The sequence below is a fragment of the Arthrospira sp. PCC 9901 genome (assembly GCF_059013425.1).
The window spans coordinates 1,613,577-1,629,574 of record NZ_CP102296.1 but is presented as its reverse complement, the minus strand read 5'-3'; the positions used below and the strand labels follow the sequence as shown (position 1 = coordinate 1,629,574).

At 44.3% G+C, this 15,998-nt stretch carries 13 protein-coding genes; 8 read left to right on the top strand and 5 right to left on the bottom strand.

Features of this window, described 5'->3' with window-relative positions; translation table 11 throughout:
- Nucleotides 1–67 precede the first annotated feature (67 nt).
- Nucleotides 68–1,117: a c-type cytochrome biogenesis protein CcsB gene (gene ccsB, locus NLZ44_RS07175; RefSeq protein WP_315638550.1), complete on the bottom strand. Its 1,050-nt coding sequence runs from the start codon at nucleotides 1,115–1,117 to the stop codon at nucleotides 68–70.
- 239 nt (nucleotides 1,118–1,356) lie between these two features.
- Here ccsB and NLZ44_RS07170 point away from each other — a divergent pair, with 239 nt between their 5' ends.
- Both NLZ44_RS07170 and NLZ44_RS07165 read left to right on the top strand, forming a co-directional pair.
- Complete coding sequence (locus NLZ44_RS07170; protein ID WP_006622953.1) at nucleotides 1,357–1,794, top strand: Tery_1686 family protein; 438 nt, start codon at nucleotides 1,357–1,359, stop codon at nucleotides 1,792–1,794.
- 114 nt (nucleotides 1,795–1,908) lie between these two features.
- Nucleotides 1,909–4,140: a GumC family protein gene (locus NLZ44_RS07165; RefSeq protein ID WP_493752311.1), complete on the top strand. Its 2,232-nt coding sequence runs from the start codon at nucleotides 1,909–1,911 to the stop codon at nucleotides 4,138–4,140.
- A gap of 91 nt (nucleotides 4,141–4,231) precedes the next feature.
- Here the strand turns inward: NLZ44_RS07165 and NLZ44_RS07160 are convergent, their stop codons facing one another.
- Together NLZ44_RS07160 and NLZ44_RS07155 are read right to left on the bottom strand one after the other, a co-directional pair.
- Complete coding sequence (locus tag NLZ44_RS07160; protein ID WP_006622950.1) at nucleotides 4,232–4,630, bottom strand: hypothetical protein; 399 nt, start codon at nucleotides 4,628–4,630, stop codon at nucleotides 4,232–4,234.
- A gap of 122 nt (nucleotides 4,631–4,752) precedes the next feature.
- Nucleotides 4,753–5,103: a hypothetical protein gene (locus NLZ44_RS07155; protein ID WP_493752310.1), complete on the bottom strand. Its 351-nt coding sequence runs from the start codon at nucleotides 5,101–5,103 to the stop codon at nucleotides 4,753–4,755.
- 146 nt (nucleotides 5,104–5,249) lie between these two features.
- On the opposite strand from NLZ44_RS07155, the gene cdf31 reads away from it, so the two are divergent.
- Nucleotides 5,250–6,101: a CDF family zinc efflux transporter Cdf31 gene (gene cdf31, locus NLZ44_RS07150; RefSeq protein WP_493752309.1), complete on the top strand. Its 852-nt coding sequence runs from the start codon at nucleotides 5,250–5,252 to the stop codon at nucleotides 6,099–6,101.
- Here cdf31 and NLZ44_RS07145 read toward each other — a convergent pair.
- Nucleotides 6,031–7,215 carry a CBS domain-containing protein gene (locus tag NLZ44_RS07145; RefSeq protein ID WP_493752308.1) on the bottom strand — a complete coding sequence of 395 codons (1,185 nt, stop codon included), beginning with the start codon at nucleotides 7,213–7,215 and terminating at the stop codon, nucleotides 6,031–6,033. The genes cdf31 and NLZ44_RS07145 overlap by 71 nt on opposite strands.
- A 151-nt stretch (nucleotides 7,216–7,366) precedes the next feature.
- Here NLZ44_RS07145 and NLZ44_RS07140 point away from each other — a divergent pair, with 151 nt between their 5' ends.
- The 4 genes from NLZ44_RS07140 (at nucleotide 7,367) to NLZ44_RS07125 (ending at nucleotide 12,662) form a co-directional block, all read left to right on the top strand.
- Nucleotides 7,367–8,041, top strand: a complete 675-nt coding sequence (locus NLZ44_RS07140) for a HEAT repeat domain-containing protein (RefSeq protein ID WP_493752307.1) — start codon at nucleotides 7,367–7,369, stop codon at nucleotides 8,039–8,041.
- 425 nt (nucleotides 8,042–8,466) lie between these two features.
- Entirely contained in the window at nucleotides 8,467–10,275 is a 1,809-nt protein-coding gene (sppA, locus tag NLZ44_RS07135) for a signal peptide peptidase SppA (RefSeq protein ID WP_315639416.1), read from the top strand.
- A gap of 230 nt (nucleotides 10,276–10,505) precedes the next feature.
- Entirely contained in the window at nucleotides 10,506–10,808 is a 303-nt protein-coding gene (rbp, locus tag NLZ44_RS07130) for an RNA-binding regulator (protein WP_006623949.1), read from the top strand.
- A 165-nt stretch (nucleotides 10,809–10,973) separates the two neighbouring features.
- Nucleotides 10,974–12,662 carry a hypothetical protein gene (locus tag NLZ44_RS07125; RefSeq protein WP_493752306.1) on the top strand — a complete coding sequence of 563 codons (1,689 nt, stop codon included), beginning with the start codon at nucleotides 10,974–10,976 and terminating at the stop codon, nucleotides 12,660–12,662.
- Nucleotides 12,663–12,744: 82 nt separating this feature from the next.
- On the opposite strand, the gene NLZ44_RS07120 is transcribed toward NLZ44_RS07125, so the two are convergent.
- Complete coding sequence (locus tag NLZ44_RS07120) at nucleotides 12,745–13,038, bottom strand: hypothetical protein (protein WP_008053459.1); 294 nt, start codon at nucleotides 13,036–13,038, stop codon at nucleotides 12,745–12,747.
- A 184-nt stretch (nucleotides 13,039–13,222) separates the two neighbouring features.
- On the opposite strand from NLZ44_RS07120, the gene NLZ44_RS07115 reads away from it, so the two are divergent.
- The gene (locus tag NLZ44_RS07115) at nucleotides 13,223–15,985 is read left to right on the top strand and encodes a tetratricopeptide repeat protein (RefSeq protein WP_493752305.1); all 2,763 of its coding nucleotides are present in this window, start codon (nucleotides 13,223–13,225) and stop codon (nucleotides 15,983–15,985) included.
- The last annotated feature ends 13 nt before the right edge of the window (nucleotides 15,986–15,998 follow it).

The window sequence follows — 15,998 nt, the reverse complement described above, 5'->3', positions numbered from 1 at the left end:
CGGGTTCTCAAAAGTCTGGGGAAAATAGAGATGATTACAGAACTGGCCCCTTGTGCCGCACTATTTGTTAGAAGAACCAACCATAGGAGTGGAGACCCTTGCCTAATAGGTTAACTCCTAAGTAGCACACCCAAACCACCAAAAATCCTACAGAAGCTAGAATGGCGGGTTTCCTGCCTTGCCATCCTCGGGTAATGCGGGCGTGGAGATAGGCGGCGAAAACTAACCAGGTGATTAAAGCCCAGGTTTCTTTGGGGTCCCAACTCCAGTAAGAACCCCAAGCCTCATTAGCCCAAACTGCACCAGCAATAATGCCAATGGTGAGTAGGGGAAAACCTAAACCGATGATCCGATAGCTGATGTTATCAATGGTTTCTACTAGGCTGAGACGTTGGGGTGATAGGGTGGCGGTGCTGGTTGGTTGGCCTGTTGAGGGGGTAACTAACTCGAGAAGGGCGGTAGAACCTTGACCGTTGGTAGCAGCGGCAAATTCTGAAGGTTTGGAGGTCGATAGCAGAGCATTAGGGGAAGTGGTAATGGTTTGTACTTCCAGAAGGGATGATTTATGATTCCGGGAAATTCTGGTTCCCAGGGAACTGCCACTAAGTTGGACGGCTTGGCCGCGAGTTAGAATTAAAAAGGCGATCGCCAATAGGGAACCTACCATCAGGGTGGCATAACTGATCATCATGACGCTAACGTGCATCATTAACCAGTTGGACTTGAGGGCTGGGACTAAAGGTTCTGATAGTTGCATGGGGGCGGGTAGCTTGAGGGCTGCAAAGGCGGCGATCGCCATAGCTACCGGGGCTGTTACCACACCGACCAAACGGCTACCACTCATGTTTTCCGCCACTAAGTGCATGGCGGTAATCCCCCAAGCCAGGAAAAATAGGGACTCGTAGAGGTTACTAATGGGAAAATATCCGGCTTCCATCCATCTAGCCCCTAATAGGGCTGCTATGGACAGGTTGGCGATCGCCATACCAGCCGTTCCTAAGCCCTGCAAGGTGGGTATTTGAGGAAATGCAGCCCCTACCCAGTAAATCAACATTGTGATTAGCAGAATGGCAAATGAAATGTTATCTAACTGATTCTGGAGTACCACCAGATCCATGTTATGTTCTCCTGTCAAATTTTTTCGATCACTTTTTCGATCCTACCGATTTTTGCAGCATTTTGACTATTTACGAACCAACAGCAATTAAATAACCTGCCACCACACCCGGTCAGAGATACCCTGTAATGGGTTTATGTTCGACCATAACCTGATTTTTTCAGAAATCTCGGTTACGATGCAAAAATCCACCATCATCTGATTTTTGATAGGACTGTTTTTCGGAGGACCAGCACAAAGTGAATGCAGCCGAACAAGCTAATAATCTCGAAGTTGCCAGCAAAATTGCTTCTGTCGTTAATCTATTTAAAGCACAGTTTCCCGATGTGCGGGTAGACCTCAAGCCCTGGATGAATGACCCAGAGACTAGGGAATTAGTTGACCCAGACTCCATCGACATTGGTTTTAACTTTCCCGGTAGAAGTCGGTTGATGCAAAGTCGCTGTATTTTGATTCAGATCCGACTGTATGATGATCCTTATGAGACTAGACTTAGGGCGATCGGAGTCGAAGCCGCTGGATATGATCACCGTGGACAACAGTGGAAAGTCTCCACCGTAGACAATTGGCAATTTTGGGGTGAGTGTCAACCTGCCGATGAGGGAGCCGATAAGTTAAAATTATTCTGTAGGCAAATCTTCGAGTTGTTCAATGGAGCCAATTCCGGGGCGGCTTGATGGCTGGATGTACTCAGTTGATCCATAACTCAACCGAGTATACTGAGAGATAGGAGGTAGTGCTATCGCTGAATATAAGGCGATCGCAAGTAAGCAATCACCAAATTCGTAGCCATGACTGACAATACTCACGTTGATGATGATGAAGGCGGCTTAGACTTGGGGCGGCTGTTGGGCGCTGTTCGTCGGAAACTTTTACTGATTAGTGGAGTGACAATTGTGGTAGCTGGGGCGGCTGCCTACAAGGCTATTACTGATACACCCATCTATCAAGCTGAGTTGGAAATATTAACTCAGCCAGTGGCTATTTCTACTCAAGTAATTTCCTCTGCTAATCCCCAAACTCTTAGTAATCGAGAAGAAATCGTAGCTGTGACCCTGGACGCAGTACAACTTAAACTACTGACTAGCCCCAGGGTTATTGTTCCGATTGTAGAGGAACTTCAGTCTCAATATCCGGGTATTACTTATAAATTTATTGCTAGTAATCTCAGAATAAGACCTACTCCTGAAAATATTTTAATAGTTGGATATCAGCACCCTAATAAAGATTTAGTTAAGTCGGTTTTAGATTTGGTTTCACAGGCATTTTTGAACTTCAGTTTAGAAACCAGACAACAAGATATTCTCAAAGGTATTGAGTTTGTGGGTGAGCAAATACCACAATTACAACAAAGAGTTGATAATCAGCAAGAAAGACTACAGACTCTCCGCCAAACCAATAATCTGTTAAACCCGGAAACTGAGGGGAGTAAACTCTCAACTCAGGTGACAGCAATTGAACAACAACTTTTAGAAAATCAGCTGCAACTGGGTCAAGCTAAAGCCTTGTATGCGAACCTACAAAGGGAACTCGCTAATCAATCCCCGGAATATGCGATCGCTTCTGTACTGATGGAAAGTCCCCGTTATCAAGAAATTATGAATCAACTGCGGGCTATAGATAATCAGATAGCTAAGGATTCGGTTCTTTATTTAGAAGAAAGTCCAGAAATCAGCATTCTGCAAGAACAACGGGAAAGTTTATTGCCACTTTTACAAAGAGAATCCGACCGAGTTAGTCAAGAGTGGGCTAGTAAAATTCAAGACCTAGAAGAACGAAATCTAATTCTGCAAGATACTATAGACAGGATTAATGCCGAAGTTAAACAGCTTTCGGTAGTGAGTCGAGAATATACGGATATTCAGCGAGAGTTATTGATTGCTACGGATAACTTAAATCAGTTTTTGGCGAAACGGGAGGCTTTTAAAATTGATATGGCTCAAAGGGATGCTCCCTGGGAGTTATTAACTCCTCCGGGTGAACCCAAACCTTCTTCTTTAAGTCTGAAGAAAAATTTAGTTTTAGGAACTGCTTTGGGTTTCCTGTTAGGATTAGGTTTGGCACTATTAGTAGACCAACTTAGCAATGTGATTTACACGGTTAAGGAGGTTAAGGAGGCGACTAAGTTACCGATGTTGGGAGTGATTCCGTTTGACCGCCATTTGAAGTCTACAGTTTCACAGAATCTTAATACCGATGGTGATTCACTAGAAAATATTGAAGAATTGGGTTTGGGAGTTAGCCAGGGTCATCAGCAACAAGGAAATATAATGTCGGCGTTTTATGAGTCATTTAGAAGCCTTTATACTAGCATTCGGCTGTTGAGTCCTGATCATCAAATTCGGTCTATGGTGATTAGTTCTTCTGTATCTGGGGAAGGTAAATCTACAACTGCTATTTATCTGGCTTTGGCGGCGGCTGAACAAGGTAGAAAGGTGCTGTTGGTGGATAGTGACTTGCGATGTCCGACTCTGCATCAGCAGTTGGGATTGATTAATATGCAGGGATTGACTGATTTGATTTCTAGTGATTCACTAGATATAGATATAGAGCGTGTAATTCAGCCATATTTTTTAGAGAGTAATCTGTTTATTTTAACATCAGGTTCAACTCCCCCTGACCCGATTCGGATTTTATCATCTCATAGGATGATTAATTTAATCCGAAAACTTGAGCAGGATTTTGATTTGGTGATTTATGATGCACCGCCTATGTTAGGATTAGCAGATGCTAACTTGCTGGCTTCGGAAACTAATGGTATGGTGTTAGTAGCAAGTTTGGGTCGAATTAATCGTTCGGTTCTGGAAAATGCGATCGCTCAATTGAAAGAACACCCGAACATGAGCGCCCCCATTTTAGGAGTAGTTGCGAACCGTTCTCCTGAAGTTCCTCTGAGTTCTTATAGTTATAGTTTCAGTAATCCTCAATTCCGGCAAAATCCCCGAAATTGGACTCCTCAAAAGGTGAATAGTTCATCATCAATTGTAGGAACAGTTCCGAGAAAAAATGCCAGAAAATCATAGCAAGTGTAGAGACAAGGGAGGCTTGTCTCTATGGGTGGGGTACGGATGGGGGGGGATTGGCTTTAATTAACTAACGGGCTGGTTTTGTTGATTAGGAAGCATCAGACTCCCGCAAGCGTTCCAACTCTTCCCTTAACTTAGCAATTTGAGAGGTGAGATTTTGGATTTCGGTGATTTCATTGGTTTGGGGGCTAGATACTTCAGACTCTGTGGAATCTGTAGGAGTAGTTATGTTTGAACTATCGACTTCACTGGACTGGGTGGATTCTGATTGAGAAAGGAGTGTATCGACAAAGCTGCGGGCTTCCTCTTCGGTGATAGCGCCTTTTTCCGCCCATTCTTGGGCGAGTTCATTTAACTGTGACTGGATAGTTTCCAGGTTGGCTTCCCGCTTTTGAGGGTCTTGGAGAATTTCAATCAGTGAGGATGTTGCGCCTAGGGTGACACGAAATCCTTGGTGTAGCATTTGGGTTAGGTTATCGACATTCATAAGTAGCAGAAAACTCGTCACGACAAGGAAGGAGTGGCTAATTCAGGGGAATTAGGATATATTCTAGCATTTGACTTTAGTCTGGGGGGACTTACGCCAAAACTGGAGTTAATAGCGCGAATTTAGCCAACCTGTTCGAGGTATTGTTGCACATCATTAAGGATTTGGGTTAATTCAGCCTCCGTGGTAAGTTTAATGCGATCGTCGCGGAGGGTAATCAAGACTTTAGCAGCAAAGAGACTTGGCCAGATGTTGGGATTACAGAAGACTTCCAGAAAGACATCTCCGGTATACTGGTATTCCATCGACTTCTGGGGGGTGGGTCTACCTCCAGCAGCGGTAGATTGAGCAGCCACTGCTATTAGCTTGGTTAACTCATTTAGGGCTGTTTGTAAGTTGGTGGCGGCGCACGGGGTGAAGCGCAAGGCTACTGAGCCCTGTATTAAATTGAGAGTTAGAGGAGCAGCAGACATGGTTTTAATGGTATAAGGATGATTACCTTAACAATTGTACCGATTAGCGATCGCCTCTTAATTATCGGATGTCGAGGTTTGGGGGGGGATTGATGTTTACCGGAAAGTTTGGAGAGCGAATTTGAGGAAAATAGCAGGGTATCATCATGAGTGTGGATCACCGTTGTGAAGTGCGCCGGGTTCTGATTATCACCTTGGCTTTGAATTTATTGGTGATGGGGATTAAGGCTGCTGTAGGAGTTCTCACTGGGTCTTTGAGTTTGTTGGCTGATGCTCTGCATAGTGTGACGGATGGGGCGAATAATGTGCTAGGATTGGTTGCTAATCATTTTGCTTCCCCAGATCCCGATCGCGAACATCCCTACGGACACCAAAAATTTGATGCGGTGGGTGCTTTGGGAATTGCCGCTTTTTTGGGAATTGCCTGTTTTGAAATCCTCACCCGTGCTGTGGAACGTCTGCTAGACAGTGAAAATGACCCCGTGATCGTCTCTGTTGAGCATTTATGGATTTTGTTGGTGGTCTTGGGTATTAATATTTTTGTGGCTTATTATGAGCGGCGGGTGGGTAAGCGTTTAGGAAGTGCTTTGCTGGTCGCAGATGCTAAACATACCATGAGTGATGTTTGGATCACAATTATGGTGATCGCCGGATTAATTGGGGTGTGGCGGGGTAATGCTTGGGGTTTACCACAATTACAATTTTTGGATGTGGTGTTAGCGTTTCCGGTGGCTATTTTGGTGTTTCGCAGCGGGTGGGAGGTGATTAGCGATAATTTACCTTGGTTGGTGGATAGAATGGCGATCGCACCTGAACAAATTAAGCTGATTGCTATGTCTGTTCCCGGTGTCGTTAATTGTCATGCGATCGCCTCTCGCGGTATGATAGGACGGCAGGTTTTTATCGAAATGCACATGGTTGTCCGGGCTAAGGATGTAGAAACAGCTTTAAAATTTCATCTAAGTTCAAAGATTGATGAATTTGCAGAGATATTTTAGCTAGTAGCCGTTCTCTTTGCAATTGCTCATGGAGTTGCGCCGTGCGTTCTTGCACCTGTTTTTCTAGTTTGATATTACGACTTCTCAGCAGTTCCATTTTCTCCGCTTGCAGTTGATATACAGACTGCTGTAGCTGTCTAATCACCCGATACATCTCCGTAGGATCGAGCATTCGTAACAGACTCATTTGGGTGATAATTCCCTGCAATTGTCCTTGGTCATTACTAACCAATAAACGCTGGAGTTGTCTGGCTTGCATTTCCTGATGAGCCAGCCATAATGAATCTTGAACTTTTAAGGAAAATTGCGGAATCCCCATAATAGTTTCTGCTCTAGTTTCCGCTAAATTTAGGTTAACAAATTGCGCTAAAACTATATCCTCAGCCGTGACAATACCTACAGGTTCTAATTTATGGGTAGTTAATTGATTATGAATAACAACGCAACCAATTGGATGAGTTGCCATCATTTGCGCTAAGGTTAATACCGAGGTGTTTACCGATGCCGTCAAAACCTCCGTAATTAGCTCATCAGCGACCCGTCTAGTTCTCAATATATTAGAAGGTTGCAAGACTTGACGAATTCGCTCTGGGGTGACTACTCCCACTAAATGACCTTGACTATTCAAAACTGGTAGATGCAAAATTTGATGTTGTCGAAACATAGACAACGCCGTAAATATATCCTGATCTTCCGACTCCGTTAGTTGACATATTGGAATTGACATAACCTCCCCAATTCTGATGTGATCCAGGGTGGCTTCTTCGGGATTATCTAAAATTCCCGTAGCAATTAGTTGTAATAAATCACGGGGCGTAAAAATCCCTAATAACGTTGATTGTTCTGGTGGTTGAGCCACAATTTCTGTACCTATGGGCGTGGGTTTATCAACCACTAATATACAGTTGGCTCGTATACCCGTAGGCTGGATTAATGTTCTAGAATCAGATCTGTCTGGTTCTAGTCTGAGATCCTGGGGAAAGGGACAGTGATTTTGCAATTGGCTTATCAATGCGATCGCCTCTGCTACAGACGTATCGGGCGTGACTGTGACCGGATAGCGGTCTACCGCTTGTTCAAGGGCTGAGGAGTAATGGGGCGCAGGGTAAAGCATAACTGATACAATTGCACCGACGATTATTCATTATCGACTATTTCATCGGCAATTGCCTGCTAATTTCTGGTTTGGCTGTCCCCTGTCCGATCCGTGAATTTTATCTATAATGGGGAAAATTCCCAATGTAAAGTTTTAATAAGTTGCTCTCATGAGTGTAATTATTCCCCTAGACCAAATTTCCAGTAAGTTAGACAGCGATAATACCCGCGATCGGATGTTAGCTTTAGCTTCCTTGCGCCAGGTATCCCCAGAGCAAGCTGTTCCCCTAATTAAGAAGGTTCTCTTTGATAAAAGCCTACAAATTCGGTCAATGGCTGTTTTCGCCCTAGGGATTAAACAAACTGACGAATGTTATCCGATTCTGGTAAAATTATTAGAAACCGACCCCGACTATGGCATTCGCGCTGATGCGGCCGGGGCTTTGGGGTATTTGGGGGACTCTAGGGCTGTTGAACCCCTCATGCGGGCTTTTTATGAGGATACCGACTGGCTAGTGCGTTTTAGTGCTGCTGTCTCTCTCGGCAATTTGAAGGATATCCGCGCCCGTGACGTTTTGATGTCTGCCCTTGATAGTGATATGGTGATTTTGCAACAGGCGGCGATCGCTGCTTTGGGTGAAATTCGCGACCTCGAAGCCATAGACCATATCCTCAAGTTTGCTCAGTCCGATGATTGGTTAATTCGCCAGCGTCTCGCCGAGGCTCTGGGAAATTTACCTAGCCCTAAGAGCTTATCCGCCCTTAAATATTTGGCTAAAGACAGCCATCATCAAGTCGCTGAAGCCGCTATGATTTCCCTTGACCGCCTCGCAGAGTCATTATAAACCCTCACAACTGGGTTTCTTTCACCCTGAAACCCAGTTTCTTTATTGTCGCTCTGTTGAATAAAAAATCAAGCAAGAAGCCATATCAGCCCCACAAGATTATGATAAGCGATCGCACTTGATTTGTCAACCGGTGCGGCTGGTGCGGCCGGTGTCATGTTGAATAAAAAATCAAGCAAGAAGCCATATCAGCCCCACAAGATTATGATAAGCGATCGCACTTGATTTGTCAACCGGTGCGGCTGGTGCGGCCGGTGTCATGTTGAATAAAAAATCAAACAAAGGATATCCGCCCAAATCTGATCCTGTCAACCCCTCAGCTAAAATTAGTCGATGGTAGCCGATTAAATCTGAACCGTGTTATTTTGTTATGATTAAGCCTACTCAGCCAGAGCAAACCGTCCCCGGCTGAGGGAAACCTAATCATGAAAGAATTTCTGAAATATACCCTAGCCAGTGTAGTTGGCAATTTACTGGGACTGTTCCTAGTGATCACATTTGGCATGGGGGGAATCGCGTTTTTAGTAGTAGTTAGTGCTTCGAGGGGTACACAAACCACCCTCAGAGATAAATCAGTATTGGTGCTAGACCTGTCTGTGGGTATAGCGGACACGGCACCGCCGCCAACACCATCGATCGCCATAGGACAGACCCTGAGAGACGATCGGTCTAGGTTCTTGCCATTGCGGGTAGTGCTAGAAACGATTGAGCGGGCGAGTAAGGATGATAAAATCGTGGGGCTGTACCTGGAAGGCGGTAGTGGTACAACTCCCACAGGGTTTGGGAATTTAAAGGAAGTCCGTCGGGCTTTGGAAGGGTTTAAAGAGAGCGGTAAAACTATTATTGCTTATGATACTGACTGGACCGAGCGTGAATATTACCTAGGTTCAGTAGCGGATGAAATCATTATCCACCCCATGGGGACCGTCGAGATGAGCGGGTTTAGTTCTCAAACCGTGTTTTTAGCGGGAGCGTTGGAACGGTTTGGGATTGGGGTACAGGTGACGCGGGTTGGTCAATATAAGTCTGCTGTTGAACCTTTTTTGCGCCAAGAGATGAGCCCAGAAAATAGACAGCAAATGCAGCAGTTATTGGGAGATTTGTGGGGTGAGTTTACGGGGGCGATCGCATCTAGTCGCAGTCTGACTACAGCACAGTTGCAGCAAATTGTGAATCAGGATGGATTTTTAATGGCTGCAGATGCGAAGGATCGCGAAATGGTTGATCAGATCGCCCATAGAGATGAGGTGGCGGCTAAACTGCGTGAATTGACCGGAGAAAAGGAAGAGGGAAGACAACCTTTTCGACGGGTGGGGATACAGGAATATTCCAGAACTCCTCAAGTTAAGGGAAGTTGGGCTGGTAATCCCAACAGTCGCAATATCATTGCTGTAGTCTATGCTGATGGTGAAATTGTCGATGGTCGCGGCGGGATTGGTCAAGTAGGCGGCGATCGCTTTAGCGAAGAGTTACGCCGGCTACGGGATAATGATCGGGTCAAAGGAATTGTCCTGCGGGTGAATAGTCCCGGTGGTAGCGCTACCGCTTCTGAGGTAATCGCACGGGAAGTACAATTGACCAGAGAGGAAAAACCGATTATAGTTTCTATGGGCAATGCCGCCGCTTCCGGTGGTTATTGGATTGCTATGGGTAGCGATCGCATTTTGGCTGAACCCACGACAGTCACTGGTTCAATTGGTGTATTTGGACTGCTGTTCAATGCTCAGGATATTGCTAACCAGAATGGAATTACCTGGGATGGTGTGAAAACCGGACCCTTTGCTGATCTTAATTCTATCTCCCGTCCCAAAACAGACCAGGAACTAGAGAAGGTTCAGCAGATGGTTGATCTGATTTATCAGCGGTTTGTCTCTTCCGTCGCGCAATTGAGAGATTTACCACAAGAGGAGGTTTTGGAAATGTCTCAGGGTCGGGTTTGGTCGGGGGTACAAGCTGAAGCCTTGGGGTTGGTTGATCAGTTGGGGGGTTTACAAGATGCGATCGCTGCTGTAGCCGAAAAAGCCGAACTTGGTGATGATTGGAAACTCGCCGAATATCCCAGAATTCCTAGTTTTGAGGAACGTTTGCTAGAAAGCCTGCGAACCGAAGCCACTCCAGCAGACCCTTTGACTAGGGAACTGCTCAAAGTCTATCATGAGTTCTCCGTGCTTAGGCATCTCAATGATCCTAGGGGAATATATACCAGGTTACCGTTTAACTTGCAGATTGATTAGATCCAAAGCACTGAGCCACAATATGCTCACCAAATCTTAAATTTTTCTAAAAAAGTAATAATACCTATTCCCAAATGATCAGTTAGGGTGCTAGACTGTAGTCAATGGAGAATTAAGTATCGGTTGTAGTATTTTTGTTTCAAGTATCAACGAGTTTTTCACGTTTTATGCTGGCAAGTTTCTCTCCGAGAACCTCACTCCCTACGAAACTCTGGTTTTGGAGATAATTTATGTCGATTTACGTTGGTAACCTGTCCTATGAGGTTACAGAAGAAGATCTAACTGCTGTATTCGCAGAGTATGGAGCAGTTAAGCGGGTTAAACTACCTACAGACCGTGAAACCGGACGTATGCGTGGTTTTGGCTTCGTGGAAATGGACACAGAAGCTGAGGAACAGTCAGCCATTGATGCTCTTGATGGTGCTGAGTGGTGCGGTCGTGATCTGAGAGTCAATAAAGCCAAGCCTCGCGAAAATAGCGGATCTTTTGGTGGCGGTCGTCGTGGTGGCGGTGGTTACTCTCGTCGGTCCTAGGATTCCCACTTTTCTATCAGTCTTACAGCTTATTTAGCAATTTCGCGTTTCAGCTTAATAATTGTTAATGGTTGTTGCTGAATTACTAAACTAAGTTAATTAAAACCCCTCATTGTTGTAGGGGTCTTTTTTTGTGTCCCTAGACCCGTCAATAGCCATGAGAATATGAAAAAATATACATCTCAGACCCGATTGTGGCTTTTCCTCAGCATGAGTTTAGCCACCCTATACGGTATTTTATCACTAAAACAAGCCTTTGCGGAACCCAATTTAGTCCATAATGACGCAAGACAGCACATTTTTTGGATGTTGCGGTTTATTGACCCCGACCTGTTTCCCAATGATTTAATAGCCGATTATTTTCAATCTGTAGCTCCCCGGGGATATACTCTAGTGTATAAACTGGGTATCATCTTAGGAATAAACCCCTTTGACTTAGCGAAAATTATTCCGCCAATTTTAGGATTATTTGTTACTTATTATTTTTTCAAGTTATGTCTGGAAATTTTGCCAATTCCAGTCACGGGATTTATAGGCTGTTTAATCATCAATCAAGCCTTATGGTTAAAGGACGATTTAGCATCAGGAACACCCAGAGCATTTATTAACCCGCTTTTTATCGCCTTTTTATACTATCTAGTGAAACATTCTCGGCTGGGGGTTGGTGTCACAGTAGCAGCTATTGGCTTATTTTATCCTCAATATGTTTTCATTGCTGCTATCATGCTGATATTGAGAGTTATTCATTGGGAAAATGGCAGATTTAAGCCAAGCAAAAATCACCTAAATTATCAAATTTTAGCAGGGGGTTTATTGGTGGCTTTGATAGTATTACTTCCATATATGATCACCTCCTCAGAATTTGGTCCGACCATTACTCGCGCGGAAGCTATGAATTCTCCCGAATTTTTCGAGGGGGGAAGAAGTAGGTTTTTTCACGATAATTTTATGGATATTTGGTTCACGGGAAGACGTAGCGGAATGTTTCACAGTTCCTTATTTACCCCCGCGACTCAATGTGTGGCTTTACTACTGCCATTTTTACTAATATTTCGGAGACAGTTTCCCCTCTGGAAATATATTACACCACAGGTTTGGGTATTATTGCAATTGTTAATATCATCGGTTTTGATGTTTTTTGCATCCCATGCACTTTTGTTTAAGCTACACCTTCCAGGTCGATATACAGAGTTAAGTTTTCGGATTATTATTGCGGTTTTAACGGCTATATCTCTGAGTTTAATATTGGATACACTTCTGAGAGTTTTTAGGAATAACCATAGCTATAGGGTTTATCGATGGTTGGCGGGAACTATCATGAGTGTAATAGTGGCAATTCTCCTATTATATCCGGCTTTTGTGCCTTATTTTCCATTGGTTAGATATGAGAAAGGTAGAATGACAGAAGTTTATGATTTCTGCCAACAGCAAGGGAAAGATATTGTGATAGCTTCTCTGTCAGCAGAGGCTGATCAACTGCCAACTTTTGCTCAAAGAACTGTTTTGATGGCGCGAGAATATGCTATCCCTTATCACTTGGGTTATTACCATCAAATTTTGGCGAGAACTTTGGATATGATTAATGCTCACTATACGGATGATTTGGCAAAACTTCAGAATTTTATTAGTCAATATAATGTGGATTTTTGGCTGATTGATCCGGCAGCTTTCACGCCTGAATATATTAGAAATAATCATTGGATGTTGATTTTTTCTGAAGGTCAAAAAGCCTTGGATTTACTGGAGAAGGATTCGGCGATCGCTTTATATGAACAGGTTAATATATGTACGGTTTTTGAGCAGCCTAATTGGTGGATTATTGATGCAAAATGTATTTTAAATAACCCAGAGTGAGGAGTTAGTATTTTTGGCGTTTTGGCGAGGTTTGAGATAAAGAAAGGCAGGATGATAGCCTGCCTTTTGGGGTGAGTGATATTTACTCAGAACCCAAATCTTGAGTAATTTGCTCGCAGTTAAAGTTCTCTAAACTTTCGGGTGGTATCTCCCATTGAGTTGAGGCATTTTGGCGCATGATAGATACGAGATTATCAGCTTGTTCAGCAGTCAAAAAACCCTCTTGTCTGGCTGTTTCTGCGGTGATACATATACCTAAGAAAACCCCGGCTGCGGCACCACCAACACCGCCGATCGCTGTACCTCCGACAAAGCCAATACCACCACTAAATAAGGCAGTAGCAACGGCAATTAAGACGACATGAATAGTTTTCATGATCAGTCCTCACTAACAATCATCAAAATTTAGCAATATTCCCACCAAATATCAATCAATATTATATGGACATCCAGACGATGATGGCTGAAAGTTGAGTAAATGAGCAGGGGAGGATTTATAATTCTTGGGTAAGATAGCGCTAGACCTGTTGTAGACTGCAATAGGGAAACCGGGAGTGGGAATGAGTGTTGAACAGTTGTTGAAGTTGGCACAGGATAATTTAAGCAAGGGAAACCAAGATCGGGCTTTTGCTATTTGTCGGGAAATCATCAGCCAACAGCCTAATTGTGCCATTGCTTACCAACTGCTAGGCAATATTCATGAAGACCATGGCCAATTAATGGCGGCTATGTCGGCTTATACAAAAGCTTTTGAACTTGCACCTAACCAAGCTATTAGCTATGCTTACCTAGCCCAAATATATCGGAATATGGGCTGGTTTGATGAAGCTATTTCATTTTACCAACAGGCGATCGACCTATCTCCTAATTGGGCAGATTTACACTATCATTTGGGGAAGGCTTTACATTGGCAGGGTAATATTGAAGGGGCTATTGGCTGTTACGAAAAGGCGATCGCCTTAAACCCTAAGCTAGGTCAGGCTTATTTGGATATGGGGCTGCGGTTAAATGAAAGGGGGGACATTAACACAGCGATTAAAGTTTTACAACAAGGCGGAATTAACTGCCCTAATTTTCAGGAAATTTTCAACACCCTGGGATATTTGCAATTACAGCAAAATCAGATAGATGAGGCGATCGCCATCTTTCAAGAATCCCTAAATATTGACCCGACAGAGCCATTAGTATATAATAACTTAGGCTGGGCTTTGGCTTGCCAAGGAAAGCTGAGTGAAGCGATCGCCGCCTACCAGAAGGCAATTAGCCTGAAACCCGATTTAGCTATTGCTTACAGTAACTTGGGTAAGTTGTGGCAGCAAAAAAATAACCACAGACAAGCGATAAGTTATTTCCAGAAAGCGATCGCCATAGAACCGGATAATATCATGTTCTATAGCGATTGTGGTAGTTCTTGCTTAATCATAGGTTGGCTATCTCAAGCCATGGCTTGTTTTCAGAAAGCGATCGCCATTGACCCTAAATTTGTGCAGGGTTATATCCAACGTTTTAATCAGGATGTTATCCTAGAAATAGGTTCAGATGAACTACTACAGGCACAAATAGCCTGCGCCCAGTTTTTGGAAGCTCTGCAAAAATCCGATTTAGAATTGGGGAACTCTGAGAACTCCCAGGAGTCTGATCATAATGTAACGGAGGTTCCGGATGCAGTTTATAATTACCTAGAGGCTACCTATCGCCATTTGGGTAATACCCTAAATCAATATGGGGAGTGGGATGCAGCAATTAGGTATTATCAACGAGCATTAAGGATTAAACCTCACCAAATACAAACTTACCTGGATTTAGCATCCTGTCTAGCTAAACAGGGAAGGTTGCAGGCGGCAATAACAGTTTGCCATACTGCCGGGGTGATTGAATACTCCCCAGGAGTCTATTGGCTTTTGGGGAGTTTACTTGAGGCGCAGGGACGGTGGGAATTGGCGATCGCTTATTATTCAAAGGTTTTAGAAAACCAGGAAACAGCAGAGAATTTGACTACTGTTTCGCAGGAGTGGCGGGATACCGGAACTATATCAACCGGAGAAATTCCCCGACCACAACAGCCACCCCAAGGAGTTTATCAGAAAACCCAGGCATGGCTACAGGCGAATAATATAGACACCAGCCACTATATCCCCATTCCAACGGTAGCACAACAGCCTCCCTCAGCAGAGTTAGATAATGTAGGGGGCAGAGAGTGCGGCGGTTTAGATTGTAGCCCTTGTCGAGAGCGAATTTTTGCGGGATTTGAGGTGAGCAATTTAGGTTATGGTATTCAGAGGCGAGTGGCAGATGCGAAGACTGTAGAGGTCCCCTTTGAAACGTTTGTGGCAAGTATTCCCCAGGGACGATGTTGGATTGTTCCCCAAGAAAATCACTGGAAAGTCTGTCGGGCGATCGCTACCATAACACCGGATAATCAACTGTTAGCCGACCTATCACGGGAATATCCCGCCCCCCTTCCGGGTTGTACTAACTATAATCCCGAAAAACATTGGATTTTTCGCCAAACTAAACTTTGTCCCCCCCAATATATTGATGGGACGGTGGCGGTATTATCAGGACTTTCGGGACATATCTATTTTCACTGGATGGTTGATATACTGCCACGGTGGGAATTAATGCGACGGGTGGGGGTAGACTTTAATCAGATAGATGGGTTTGTGGTCAATAGTGCTAGGCTACCTTTTCAGCGGGAAACTTTGCGGCGCTTGGGTATTGCGGAATCGAAAATTATCGAAAGCGATCGCTACCCCCATATTCAGGCGCGACAGTTGCTAGTCCCCTCCTTTGCTTCTCCGACGGGATGGTTGCAACCTTGGGGGCTGGACTTCCTGCGAGGAACTTTTCTCCCCCTGGCGACAGGTGATAATCATGATTACCCTAATCGTATCTATGTGAGTCGCGCCCAGGCTAGACATCGACGGGTTCTGAATGAAGAACAGGTGATGGCGCAGCTGAGTCGGTTGGGGTTTGTGCGGGTGCTACCAGAGAAACTATCGTTTTCTCAGCAGGTGGCTTTATTCTCACGGGCGGAAATAGTTATAGGTCCCCATGGGAGTGGTTTAACCAATTTGGTTTTCTGTCAGCCAGGAGTGAGAGTGGTTGAGTTGATGTCCCCCCATTATGACCGCCATTACTATTGGGTGATATCTCAGGCTTTGGGATTGGAACATTACTCCCTGACGGGAGATGGGTTTTCCTGTTACCCTTTGCGATCGCTAATGTACCAAAATCCCTTAACTGAGGATATCTGGGTAAATCTGACCGGGTTGGAGAAGATTTTAGAGAAGTTGGAAATTAGATCAAAAAAAATTTTGTGATCCAATGACCATC